The sequence below is a fragment of the Senegalimassilia anaerobia JC110 genome (genome assembly GCF_000236865.1).
Classification (GTDB): domain Bacteria; phylum Actinomycetota; class Coriobacteriia; order Coriobacteriales; family Eggerthellaceae; genus Senegalimassilia; species Senegalimassilia anaerobia.
In genome coordinates this window covers 54710-65466 of record NZ_HE611016.1, presented here as the reverse complement: position 1 = coordinate 65466, position 10757 = coordinate 54710, and the positions used below count along the sequence as shown (strand labels likewise).

The 10757-nt window shown below is 54.5% G+C and carries 11 protein-coding genes; all 11 read right to left on the bottom strand.

Annotation, left to right across the window (positions count from 1 at the left end):
• Window positions 1-34 precede the first annotated feature (34 nt).
• Entirely contained in the window at window positions 35-877 is an 843-nt protein-coding gene (locus tag SFHG_RS06540) for a hypothetical protein (protein WP_042435479.1), read from the bottom strand.
• A 75-nt stretch (window positions 878-952) separates the two neighbouring features.
• The gene (locus SFHG_RS06535) at window positions 953-1507 is read right to left on the bottom strand and encodes an IS3 family transposase (RefSeq protein WP_042435476.1); all 555 of its coding nucleotides are present in this window, start codon (window positions 1505-1507) and stop codon (window positions 953-955) included.
• Between the two features lie 601 nt (window positions 1508-2108).
• Window positions 2109-3098: a UDP-2,4-diacetamido-2,4,6-trideoxy-beta-L-altropyranose hydrolase gene (gene pseG, locus SFHG_RS06530; RefSeq protein WP_238318315.1), complete on the bottom strand. Its 990-nt coding sequence runs from the start codon at window positions 3096-3098 to the stop codon at window positions 2109-2111.
• A 37-nt stretch (window positions 3099-3135) separates the two neighbouring features.
• Window positions 3136-4308 (bottom strand): ATP-grasp domain-containing protein, encoded by a 1173-nt coding sequence (locus SFHG_RS06525; protein ID WP_042435470.1) that lies wholly within the window; start codon window positions 4306-4308, stop codon window positions 3136-3138.
• Window positions 4308-5342, bottom strand: a complete 1035-nt coding sequence (gene pseI, locus SFHG_RS06520; RefSeq protein ID WP_042435468.1) for a pseudaminic acid synthase — start codon at window positions 5340-5342, stop codon at window positions 4308-4310. Before pseI ends, SFHG_RS06525 begins: the two co-directional genes overlap by 1 nt.
• A gap of 2 nt (window positions 5343-5344) precedes the next feature.
• Window positions 5345-6046, bottom strand: coding sequence for a pseudaminic acid cytidylyltransferase (gene pseF / locus SFHG_RS06515; RefSeq protein WP_042435466.1), 702 nt, complete (start codon window positions 6044-6046; stop codon window positions 5345-5347).
• A complete protein-coding gene (gene pseC / locus SFHG_RS06510) occupies window positions 6046-7254 on the bottom strand; it encodes a UDP-4-amino-4,6-dideoxy-N-acetyl-beta-L-altrosamine transaminase (RefSeq protein WP_042435463.1) in 1209 nt (402 codons plus the stop codon). Before pseC ends, pseF begins: the two co-directional genes overlap by 1 nt.
• A 22-nt stretch (window positions 7255-7276) precedes the next feature.
• Window positions 7277-7933: an LbetaH domain-containing protein gene (locus SFHG_RS06505; RefSeq protein WP_042435460.1), complete on the bottom strand. Its 657-nt coding sequence runs from the start codon at window positions 7931-7933 to the stop codon at window positions 7277-7279.
• 12 nt (window positions 7934-7945) lie between these two features.
• Window positions 7946-8989: a polysaccharide biosynthesis protein gene (locus SFHG_RS06500; protein WP_042435458.1), complete on the bottom strand. Its 1044-nt coding sequence runs from the start codon at window positions 8987-8989 to the stop codon at window positions 7946-7948.
• A gap of 67 nt (window positions 8990-9056) precedes the next feature.
• Window positions 9057-10505, bottom strand: a complete 1449-nt coding sequence (locus SFHG_RS06495; protein ID WP_052297833.1) for a lipopolysaccharide biosynthesis protein — start codon at window positions 10503-10505, stop codon at window positions 9057-9059.
• A partial coding sequence (locus tag SFHG_RS11120) for a hypothetical protein (protein WP_222859226.1) occupies window positions 10495-10757 on the bottom strand: 263 nt, incomplete at its 5' end. The genes SFHG_RS06495 and SFHG_RS11120, both read right to left, overlap by 11 nt.

Genomic DNA, 10757 nt, shown 5'->3' with positions numbered 1-10757 from the left:
CCAGCTGCCCTCGATTTGAAGGCTCGAATTTGCATTAGGCTGAAACTGTCTCTTGAACCGGACGAATCAATTCAAGATACCGGCGTCCGAGCGAGGTAATCAAATAGGAGTCAGAGGTGCTGATTCTTTGGAGCTTTGGGGGCTTGGGGATTTTGGGGTTCCTCTTGCCAAGCTGCGAAAGAAGCTCGCTGACTGCATTTTGAACAGCCTCGAGGTTCTTTTCCCGCTTCTCCTCGTTTTTGCTTTCGAGTAGGCCTAAGCGGCATAGCTTTTCGCGAATGACTCTATACTCACTGCAGTCAATTCCTTCTTCCCAAATCAGCCTATCAAAGCTGTCGTCGGCCATATGCCCGGTAATGGGATTGTAGTAGTGAAGTTTAAGGACGCGGATGTCGAGTCTATTGAGCCTCGACAGATCGTCGAACAGCGTTAGGACAAATGAGTCGCCCGCACTGCCGTACGCCATGCAGTTTATGAAGGCATTGACATTACGAGACACTTTTTCGGGCTCGTTTTCGTCGACCACGCTGTCAAGAAATGCATCCCTGTATGAGCCGTTTGTGTATTTGTCCCGAACAGTTGCTTCTAGGGAGTCCAATCTTTCGTTGACGATCTCGATATTGGAAGACAGCTTGTCAATCAGAATAATCAAGTTTCGTTCTGTTCGCCTCATGCGGTATCCGAAGACGAGGCCAAGGGCACCGGGAGCTACCGCGCCGACAACGCCGTCTGCGAGGATTGAGGCGGCACCCTGAAAGCCTGCGTCGTGAATTGCCGAAGCGAGCAATGGGAGGTTGTCTGCCGCTGTCTCCACAACGGCCTCTGTGCCAGTTGTGACAAAATCGGCTGCAATACCCTTTGCCTTTTTGCTATCCATTTTGCTCCTTAGTCACGTTTCGCTTCATCGAAAATGTCTTTTCGATAAGGGGATGCGGGCATTTCTTTGAACCGGCTACGCCGCCCGCCCTAGGCTTCTGCGGTACTGCATCGGGCTCAGCCATCCCAGCTTCTCTTTCGGCCGCTCCTCGTTGTAGTATCTCAGATAGGCGTCGAGCATGCGGCAGAACTCGGGCATCGTCACGCCCGACCAGTCCCGATGGTGGAAGGATTCATTCTCAAGCCTGCCGAAGAATCCCCCCATCGCCGAGTTGTCCGGGCTGCACCCCTTCCTCGACATCGACCTGGTCAGGTGGTTCTTCTCGCATATGGCTATCCATCCTGGCCAGCGGTAATGGCACCCGCGATCGGAACGGGTCACGGGGCGCTGGTCCTCGCAGAGCGTGCCGCATGCGGCCTCGAGGCTGCTGTTGGCGAGCTCCGCGTTCGGGCTCGTGCCGATCGACCAGGCGGGCAGGGCGCCGTCGAAGCAGTCGAGGATCGGGGACAGGTGCACCTTGCCGCCCGGCAGCCCGAACTCCGTGATGTCGGTGAGCCACAGCTCGTTGGGCGCCGCGGCCCGGAAGGCGCGGTTGACCAGGTTCTCGAGCGCATCGGATATCTCGCCCAATTGTAGACCACCGCGGCGCTCGACACCCCAGCATCTCGGCGACGTCCTTGCCGGCCATGCTCGACCTCACGAACGCCACGGCCTGCGCCTTCAGCGCCGAATCGTAATGGCTCCAGGGCCTGCCGGATCTCCTCTCGTGCGACGCGTCGCGCTGATTCAGCCATTGGCACAGCGTTTGGCGCGTGGGATATCCCAGCCTGCGCATCGCGCGCGTCACCGACCCGCCGCACTCCTCGACCATTTCGATTGCCCTGCGCTTTTGCTCGTCGGTGTAGCTTGGCATTAGCGAACTCCTAACCGGACCTTATTCGGTCCAACTATTTGTCCGCGTCCCCTTACCTGCCGTGGTCGAATTCCGCGCCGGCGGAAAATCAGGCTGAAGCCGAATGCCGCCGGGATGGCCGACGACCCGATGATCGACATAAACCCCTCGGCCTTCTCGGAGGACGAGGGGTTTATCGTTCTACGCGCTTGTTTTGACGCTCACGACGTATCGCTGCCCAAAGAGAAGGAGGCTCGGGTGTAGAGCAATAGCGCCGGTGGCCCCATCTAGACATCGGCACATTTGCGAAAGATCCTTGACAGTAGCCATACGGCGGACTCATGCCTCCCAAGCGCCCGTTGCCATAAACCCGTACAGCTCACGCGCAAGCCTCTCCGCCCCTTTGCCATCAAATAAGCGTTTTGCATTTTTAGAAAGCTCCGTACGAAGGCCCGCATCGTTCGCAAGCGCTTCAGCGCAACGAGCCACCAGTGAAGAGAACCCATCTTCCCAAACAGCGCCGCCTTCCAGCGCACAGTTGGCAGAGGCGAAAGCTGCAATAGCCTTTACCTGATTTTCTGCCAGCGCATAGGCGATAGAAGGCACGCCACAGGCGCAAAGCTCGTTCATCGTGCCCCCCGCTGCAGCAACTGCCATATCACACGAACGCATCAGCTGCGCTACATTTCTAACGCCTTGGCGTACTTTAACCCTCGGCTGACAAGCCGAAATGGCATGCAGCCAATCAATGCTACCGCTTAACACGCCCACCATTACAACAATCTCGCACTCCGAAAGAGAGGGACAATTGAGCAGCGCCTCCGTAACCTTTACGCTTGCGTAATGGGGATCAGATCCTCCAGAGGCAACAAGAATCTTGCGAACATCGTCCTTCACGGAAAATGATCCAAGCCCGCAAAACTCGCTGCGCAGCAAGCTGAATTGTGCACCAATGAGGAGTTTTGTGTCACCCGACACGTACAAATCCTTGTACCGCACCTCATCAGCCGTGATATTCCCGTTTATGATTGCCTTTACGGCCAGACCTGGCGTGTGAAGATCGTCGATATAAACCACGGGAGCGATATCACCTAAAGCACGAAGATAGACCGGTTCATACTCATACGAATCGGCCACTATCAGCGAAACATCACGGCTATGACCATATTCCAATAAGAAACGCTTCTCGGTTTCCATATCAACCGAAGACAAGTCCAGAACCTCAAAGCCCGAGTCGTAAGCAAAAGCGACACCCTCCGGCTTCGAACAAGCAAATACCACATCCACGTCCATGCTACGGAGAGCACGAGCCAGGGCCGCACATCGCATGATATGCCCCATTCCCTGGCCAGCATCGCAATCGGTTCTAAAGAGGGCGAGCATCTAGATGCCTTATCTCAAACTCATCAAGCAATGAAGCCATATGCTGCAGCGGATCGCCTTGCCCCGCCCTCATTATGAATTTGCCACGCTCAGTGACAGTCCCGTCAACAGTATCCCCAAAAACGGTACCTGAATCGAAGTTCTGCACGTATCTTAAAAGCCCATACTTGCTTTTAAGATAATCGGGGTCCGGGCATGCAATCACCTCACACGCACCGAAGTCAAAGAAGCCCATGAACAATCGTTGCACATCAGGCACCGAAGGCAACTCACCGCCCAAAACGCAGCAATCCAGAAAGAGCTCGAGCGGGTCGTAGCCGGTCGCAAGGGCCACAAGATCACTGCTGATGCTATGACCAGATGGCCTCGCCGATACCTCAATCGCAAATGGCTTACCATCCCCCACCATAATATCAGCGTGAAACAGTCCGTCCTCAAGACCGATCTCGGAAACAACGGCGTCCATATAAGGCTCAACGACAGAATAAACCTTATCACCACGTGGAACCGTAAGGTAACCGATGCACTGACGCACGGGGGGCTTAGTATTAACCTTTTCTCTAAGCATAAGCACGAGAAGGCTACCGTCCTTCACGATCCCGTCCATCCCATACTCAATACCAGGACAGCATTCCTCTACGATATCGTCTTTGGAAAGCTGCATAAGAACATCGGCACGATTTTCGACAAGAACTACTCCACGACTACCGGAGCCATACCGCGGCTTAACAATAACGGGGAAGGCAAATCCATCGAGCGCAGTCGGGTCAGTCATAACATCACTGGCCAAGAGACACTTTGCATCCCTAAGCTGTTTCCCGGAGAGGCCCCTCGCAAAGGCATACTTATCAGTGCAATAATCTGCCGTCTTCTCACGAACGCCAGGCAAATCAAGTATATCGTTCATCCTGCCCGTAGAGACAAGCGCACGCCCAATTGGGACCGGAAGAATGGCAGCAGGTCTCCGTCCGTCCAAAATAGCCATTACCTCATCGGCGTTAGTGATATCGACAACCGCCGACGCATCCGCAGCGGCAAGGCCCGCAGCGCTTGGCGAGCCATCAAGGGCAATAACGTTATATCCATGCTGGTGCGCTACATCAATCGCGTGCAAAGACTCGGCGCTAGCGCCGAGAATCAGGGTATCTTCGAGCATCAACCCTCCAACCATTCGTCGCTCAGGCATATGGGGTCAGCGTACGCAAAATCGCATGGCGACTTCTTGCCCAAAAGGCGATCCCAGTATTTTGGCGCAATCCCCTTTGCAGGCCTGACGATTTTGATATTGTCCACAGTGAAAATATCGCCTTTGGCAATAGGCGCACTAGCATAAATCGAGCGCCTGCCCTCACGCTGTCTCACCTCTCTTGCAGGAAGATCCCACGTAGCGGGGGCGATAGCCCTTTCGACATTCCTTACGGCCTCTACCATTTCTTTAAACTCAGAAGGCTCCATAGAGAAGGAACTATCCGCCGTCTCAATTTCCCTTCCAACGCAAAGGTGCTTTTCGATCACGCGCGCGCCTAATGCCACGGCCGCCACAGCTCCCAGATGTCCTTCGGAGTGATCGGATAACCCAACAATCGTGCCGAAGTCGTGCTTGATCTCGGGAATAAGAGAGAGTCTCATCTCGGCATAGTCCGTCGGATAGCAGGAACAACACTTCAAAAGAACGATGTCTTCATTGCCCACGGCACGGCACGCATCAACGGCTTCAGCAATTTCTTCTTTGGTCGCAATTCCGGTTGACATAATCATGGGGCGTCCCTTGGCTGCCGCATGCTTAATCAACGGTATATCGGTGAGCTCGAAGCTCGCAATCTTATATGCCACGGGCGAGAACTGCTCAAGAAAATCTACTGAAGAGTCATCAAAGGGACTAGACAAAAAGTCGAGACCTAGCTCATCGCACCTCTCTTTGATTGGCTTATGCCACTCCCAGGGGGTATAGGCGCTCTTGTACAAATCGTACATGCTTATCCCATCCCATAGCCCTCCCCTGTTCATGAAGTCCTCAGCGTTAGATTTGAGCGTCATAGTATCGGCCGTGTATGTCTGGAGCTTGAGGCAATCAGCCCCAGCTTCCTTGGCAAGATCAACAATCTGCATAGCTCGCTCAAAGCTGCCGCCGTGATTCGCACTCATTTCCGCAATAAAATAGGTCTCGTTATGCTCGAGCCTGTCTTTCATATTCACAGGCAACCGCCTTTCTTTGCCTGAAGGTATTTTGATTCCGCCATTTCCCAGTCGGTCTCGTCATCGATATCCTGAACAAGTCTAGGATTTATATGCAACGCACGACAACCAGGCATCGCAAACGCACCTGATTCAAGGTAATCGCTCACCTTTGCGAAGTAAAACCTTCCACAATCATGTACCATCTCAGGCAGGTCCTGACTGCGAATCTGCGCATATTCAGGGAAGGCATACTCAAGCGATCCATATGAACCAACCTTGAACCCACGAAGCGGCGGGAAGTCATACGTAGTTACAGGAATAACCGATTTCGCTCCTTCTCCAATCATCGCGGAGGCCTCCTTGAGCTCGCAGGCGCTCACGAACGGGGCCGTAGGATACAGACAGCACATGACATCAAATGCCACCCCGCGCTTTTCGTATTCCGAGAGCACCTCGCGCAGCACATCGGCTGTAGTAGCGTAGTCGTTGCTAGTTGCTGCACTACGCATGAAAGGCACATCAGCCCCGTAACTTCTGGCTACCTCAGCAATCTCATCATCATCGGTCGAAACCATTACGGTGTCGAAGATGCCACTCTCAAGCGCAGCTTCTACCGAGTATGCAAGCATCGGCTTGCCGCAAAACTCACGCACATTTTTGCGCGGAATACGCTTAGAGCCGCCACGAGCTGTGATGATGCAGATGTTTCTGGGCACTATTCCGCCCCCCTATTCGCGCGGCACCACTCCACGATCTTCGCCACGGCATCCACAACGCATTGGGCATCTTCGTCGGTGAGTCCGCAATGCAGCGGCAATGTGACACAATGATCGTAGTAGTCCTCAGCATTAGGGCAATCCCCACGAGCATGACCCAGGTCTTTGTAGTAGGGCAGCAGATAAACGGGCAGGTAATGCACGTTCACGCCGATGTTCTCCGCGCGCAGCGCATCGAAAATGAAGCGACGCGTCACGCCCAGGGCTTCGGTGTCGAACTTCAAGCAATACAGATGACGTACAGTGTCTTCGGGCGTAGCGTCCTGTTGGAACTGCACCTCGGGAATCTTGGCGAACTGCTCGTTATAGAAGGCCACGAGCTGCTTGCGTCGATCGCCAAACTGGCCCAAGCGCCTCATCTGGCTCACACCGAGCGAGGCCTCGATGTCGCTAATGCGATAGTTGTAGCCCAGCACCAGCTGCTCGTAGTACCAGCCACCCTGGTCCTTCTCGCGCATAAGTTCATGATCGCGAGTGATACCGTGCTTGGCATACAGCTCAATCATCTTACCGAGCTCCGGGTCATTCGTGGCAACAGCACCGCCCTCGCCAGTCGTGATGGTCTTCACAGGATGAAAGCTAAACGTCGTCATGTCGGCGATTGAGCCCACCGCTGTACCGTTATGGCACGTGCCCATAGCGTGAGCCGCATCCTCAATGAACGTAAGACCGCGCTCGTCACATATCTTGCGAATCTCGGAGGAGTCCACGTGCACACCGCCGAAGTCAACAGCCACAATGGCTTTGGTCTTGTCGGTCAGCTTCTCACAAATAGATGCCGGGTCGATATTCCAGGTCTTCGGATCGATATCGGCAAATACGGGCGTGCCACCGCAATAACGCACGCAATTAGCCGAGGCAGCAAACGTGATGGGCGAGACGATCACCTCATCACCAGGCTTAATACCAGCAGCAAGGCAGGCGACATGCAATGCAGCCGTGCCATTTGCCACTGCGGTCACATATCCGGCACCTGTAGCCTCTTTGATAGAGTCTTCAAAGGCCTCAGTTGCAGGTCCACAGGTCAGATAGTCGCCACGCAGGCAATCAACAACTGCCTGCACATCGCTTTCATTAATATCCTGATGGCCATAACCCAGAACCTTCGAACTGACGGGCGTACCACCGTTAATGGCAAGTTCTTCCATGGTAATCCTCCTGAAATGATTCTTAAGCTCTAGACGCTATTGACAGGTTGGGCGTCTTGCCATAGACAATAGAGTTAGCGGGTACATCCTGATTTCTTACCACTGCGCCTTCGCCGATGATGCAGTCATCACCAATGTGGGAGTTGCCCAGTATCTTGCTCCCGGCGCACATCTGCACATTGCTCCCAATAATCGGATAAATTTCGTCGATGTTGCCAACCGTGCAACCTTGAGTGAACGAGAAGCCCTCACCAAAAGTCGCACGACCCATAAAAGAACCGGTTGGATGATCGAAGTTAAAGGACTTAGGCATCTCTACTTCATAGTACAAATCGCATCCGGACACGGTCTTCATTTGACCGTAAATCTTGTCACAGACCACGCGAGCAGCCTCAGGATTCTCGTTCTCATAGCGATAGATGGTATTCGCTGCCAGATACAAAAACAGCATCCACTGGCAAGTGTGCAGCGGATCGAAATACGCCTCGCGTTCGCCTGCGGCGTTAAGCCTCCAGTAGTACTTGTTATCGTTAGCAGAGATGTTTGTTTCAAGCCTTTCAAGGGTTCTCTCAAAATGCTTAGTGATCAGCTTCTCGTCATCAATCGATTTGAAAAAGTTATTGCCAATCTGATTGAGAAGCATGTCCTTGACATCTCTCAACGGGAACCTGTAGATCATGATAGCCTCCTCCTAATTGTGACGAATGCCGGCGAGTTCTTCACGAACATAATCTGCAGTCATAATCTTCTGAATGGTACCTTCTACGTCCAGGAGGTTCGTGTTATGGGAAGTGTAAGACTCATCGGCCATTGTCCTCGCCTCGTCGACTTCCGTCTTGTCATAGTTGAGACCGCGAGTGTCTGCCGCCACGCGATAGTATCCGCCCATATCCTCTGAACGGAGACGTTCCTCACGAGTCATCAGCGTTTCGAACAGCTTTTCGCCATGACGTGTGCCGATAATGCTCGTGCCTGTATCTCCGAAAAGCTGCTGTACCGCCTTTGCCAAATCACCAATAGTGCTGGCGTCGGCCTTTTGGATAAACAGGTCGCCCGGATTTGCGTGCTCAAAAGCAAACTTCACCAGATCAACTGCCTCGTCCAAGTTCATCAGAAAACGAGTCATGGACGGGTCGGTGATTGTAATTGGGTTGCCAGCATGAATCTGATCAATAAATAAGGGGATGACCGAACCACGACTGCACATTACGTTACCGTAACGCGTACAGCAAACCACTGTCCCACCCTTCTCGGCGGCCACGCGTGCGTTAGCGAAAATAACGCTCTCCATAAGCGCCTTAGATTTGCCCATAGCGTTAATCGGATAAGCAGCTTTATCAGTCGACAAGCACACAACGCGCTTCACTCCGGCATCAATTGCAGCATGAAGAACGTTATCCGTTCCCAAGATGTTCGTGCGTACGGCTTCCATCGGGAAGAACTCGCAAGAGGGCACCTGCTTAAGTGCCGCCGCATGAAAGATATAATCCACTCCATGCATTGCATCGCGCACAGACTGGATGTTGCGCACATCACCAATGTAAAACTTCACCTTGGCAAAGTGATCCGGATAGCGAGCCTGAAGCTCGTGGCGCATGTCATCCTGCTTCTTCTCGTCGCGGGAGAAGATCCTGATCTCCCCCACATCGGAGGTCAGGAAGTGTTTCAGGACGGTGTTGCCGAACGACCCCGTCCCTCCCGTAATCATCAAGGTCGAGCCGTTAAAGGTTGACATGGGTCTGACTGCCTTTCTATCAGTATTCGAACTATTTCAAAGAGCGAACGGGCCGGGTGGCCCGGCATTACCGGAAAACGAGCCTGCGCACGAGCGACGCCGTCTCGGACAGCTCGCCGAGACGCAGCAGCCTCGCCCCTCCCAGGTAGACGAGGGCGAACGCAGCGCACTGGAGCAGCAGCTCGGGCAGGTACCCCAGACCGAGAAGCTGGACGGCGAGGGCCGCGGCGGCGGCTACGGCGGATAGCGCGAGGATGGGCAGGACGTCTTTTACCTGGCTCAACGCCGGGTAGCCATGTAGCCTTTTGGCCGGCGGCATGTCCACGAGCAGTATCGAGAGGGTGCCGACGAGGAAGTTCGCCCATGCGGTCGCGTAGATGTCCCTGGTGAGTAGCGCGGTCGCCCAGATGACCCCCCCACCGCCCAGCACCTTGACGATCTGCAGCCGCATATACAGCCCGCTGTCACCAAGCGCCATGTAAGCGCGCAGGTTCACGAGCTGCAGCATCAGGAGCGCGTTCGATACGCACGTCAGCTGGAATATCGGTACGCAAGCGAGCCACTTCTCGGTCAACAGGATGGCCACGACGGGTTCAGCGACCGCCGCCGCCAAAAGCGACATCGGCGCCACAACAAATGTACCAAGCCTCAGCCCGCGCCTAATGACCTTACGTAGCTCCGCCGCATCTTCCTTAATCGCCGAGAACATCGGGAACAGGACGTTGGCGATGGAGTTGCTCATCACGCCGATGGCGGCTTGAGGGTACTTGCGACCCTGACTGTACAGCCCCAGCTCCCCCGCCGAACAGGCGCGCCCCAGGATCAGCTCAGAGATGCCAGAGTAAAAGACGTTCAGTATGCCGGTGACGCAGATCTTCCACCCGTAGCCGAACAGGCCCTTGGCCTCATCCGCGTTGAAGACAAGCGCCGGCTTCCAGCTGACCTTGGCCCACATCACCACGCAAATGAAAACACTCTGCAGCAGCGACTGCGCCACGAGCGCCCACACACCGAACCCAAGGAAAGCCATCGCGATGCCGGCCGCGCCCGACACGAGCGCCGCGACCGTCGTGGCGGCAAAGATGCTCTTGAAATCCAGACTGCGCTGCAGGAACGAGCGCTGGATGGAATTGGCGGAATTGAAGAGGACGATTACGCCAATCGCGCGCAAGTATATAGCCAAGTCCGGCATGCTGTAGAAAGCGGCGATAGAGGGGGAGCCAAGAAACAGGACGAGGTACAGAGCCGCCGCCAACCCGAGGCTCAGCCACCATGCCGTAGAGTACGACCGTTCGTTTGCGTCGCTCTTCTGAATGAGAGCCATCCCCAACCCGCTCTGCGCGACTGAGTCTGCGACCTGCGTAACGACCAACAAAATGGCCAGCACGCCAAACGCCTCCGGCGACAGAAGCCGTGCGAGGACTATCTGCACGACAAGCTGTATGGCCTTCGACCCACCTTGCTCGAGGAAGGACCAGATAAAGGAACTCGTCATTTTAGCCATCTTAGCGGTCACAGGTATCGCTCTTTTTCGTACAGGAACACTTACGCTGCAGTCGCCGTATGAAATCATCGATATCGCATCGCCCGCTATCAATTTCGCGCTCAAGTAAGAACGAGTATGCTGTCTCGCAACAGCTGCGGGAATAACGCTCGGCAGAGCAGATGAGTTCCTCAGAAGTCCCAACGCTGGGCAAAATGCCTTTGTATTCAGCAAAATAGGAGCCCGAAGTTTCGTCAATCACGATAAAAGGCACACCAAGACACG

Bases quoted from the DNA above. Each gene is read 5' to 3' on its own strand.
- SFHG_RS06540 (WP_042435479.1), bottom strand. From the start codon at position 877: ATGGATAGCAAAAAGGCAAAGGGTATTGCAGCCGATTTTGTCACAACT.
- SFHG_RS06505 (WP_042435460.1), bottom strand. From the start codon at position 7,933: ATGATCTACAGGTTCCCGTTGAGAGATGTCAAGGACATGCTTCTCAAT.
- pseG (WP_238318315.1), bottom strand. From the start codon at position 3,098: ATGCGATGTGCGGCCCTGGCTCGTGCTCTCCGTAGCATGGACGTGGAT.
- SFHG_RS06500 (WP_042435458.1), bottom strand. From the start codon at position 8,989: ATGTCAACCTTTAACGGCTCGACCTTGATGATTACGGGAGGGACGGGG.
- pseC (WP_042435463.1), bottom strand. From the start codon at position 7,254: ATGGAAGAACTTGCCATTAACGGTGGTACGCCCGTCAGTTCGAAGGTT.
- SFHG_RS06525 (WP_042435470.1), bottom strand. From the start codon at position 4,308: ATGCTCGAAGATACCCTGATTCTCGGCGCTAGCGCCGAGTCTTTGCAC.
- pseI (WP_042435468.1), bottom strand. From the start codon at position 5,342: ATGAAAGACAGGCTCGAGCATAACGAGACCTATTTTATTGCGGAAATG.